The organism is Azospirillum tabaci (assembly GCF_014596085.1).
GTDB lineage: Bacteria > Pseudomonadota > Alphaproteobacteria > Azospirillales > Azospirillaceae > Azospirillum > Azospirillum tabaci.
The window spans coordinates 1-1,227 of the sequence record NZ_JACCJY010000075.1; the positions used below are offsets into that span (position 1 = coordinate 1).

General features: G+C 75.2%; 1 protein-coding gene. It reads right to left on the bottom strand.

The features are described from left to right. The coding region (locus H0B54_RS29290; RefSeq protein ID WP_281390141.1) for a calcium-binding protein at positions 1-1,227 on the bottom strand (1,227 nt) is incomplete at both ends.

Sequence of the window (1,227 nt, forward strand, 5' to 3'; positions counted from 1 at the left end):
AGCCCGATCAGGTCGCGCCCCGCCCCGCCCAGCGCCGTGTCGTTGCCCGCCCCGCCGCTGAGCGTGTCGTCGCCCTCGTCCCCGGCCAGCAGGTCGTCGCCCGCCTCGCCGAACAGAAGGTCATGGCCCGCCCCGCCGACCACCGTGTCGTGGCCCGCCTCGCCGGTCAGCGTGTCGTCGCCCTCTTCGCCGAACAGCCGGTCGTCGCCCGTTCCGCCGAACAGCCGGTCGTTGCCCGTGCCGCCGCCGATCAGGTCGTGGCCCGCCCCGCCGAGCAGCCAGTCGTCGCCCTCGCCGCCGTGCACCACGTCGTCGCCGTCGTCGCCGTACAGCGTGTCGTTGCCCCCGGCGCTGGCGATCGTGTCGTTGCCGCCGCCGCCGTGCAGCACGTCGTCGCCGGCCCCCAGATACATGTACTGCTGGTGGTCGTCGCCGTAGACGATCTGCTCGCCGTCGCCGCCGACCAGCGTGGCGTTGCCGACCACCGCCGCGAACTCGACGTTGTCGAGCTGGATGGTCACCGGCCCGGCCACCGCCGAGGTGTCGAGCACCACCGCCGTCGGCGCCGTGCTGGTCGTGCCGGTGCCGCCCAGCGTGTTGCCGGTCACCCTGGTCTGCACCGCTTGGCCGGCGGCCACCCCCGGCGCGCTGAAGTCGATGGCGCGCACCAGCAGCTGGGCCTGGGAGGACAGCACCGAGAGGAAGCCGTCGCCGCCGCCGGTCAGGCTGCCGCGCGAGGCCGTGCCGGCGTCGGTGCGCGCCTCGATGGCGGCGATCAGCCCGCTCACCCCGGTCTGGGCCTGGGAGGCGGTCTGCCGCTCGGCGCTGCCGCTGGTGGTCACCGCCACGCCGGTGGAGACGCTGACCGTCAGGGTGGTCAGCGTGGAGACCTGGCCGGTCTGCCGGTCGACCACCTGCTCGCGCACCACCGGCACGTCGGCGAGGTCGGCGTTGGCGGTGCCGGTGTCCTCCACGCGGGTGCTGTTGGTTGCCGCGATGGTCACCGTGGTGACGCGGCCGCCGTCGCTGCCGGTGGTGACCGAACCGCTGACGGTGGCGCCGTCCACGGTGGCGACCGGCGGCGGGGCGACCGGGGCGGGCTTCTCCACCGTCGCGGTGAGCTTCTGCGTCGTCGCGGTGAGGGGCAGCGAGGCGTTGCCCGCCGGGTCGGTCAGGCCCAGCGTGAGGGTGAGGGGGCCGTCGCCCAGGCCGGAGAGGTCCAGCCCG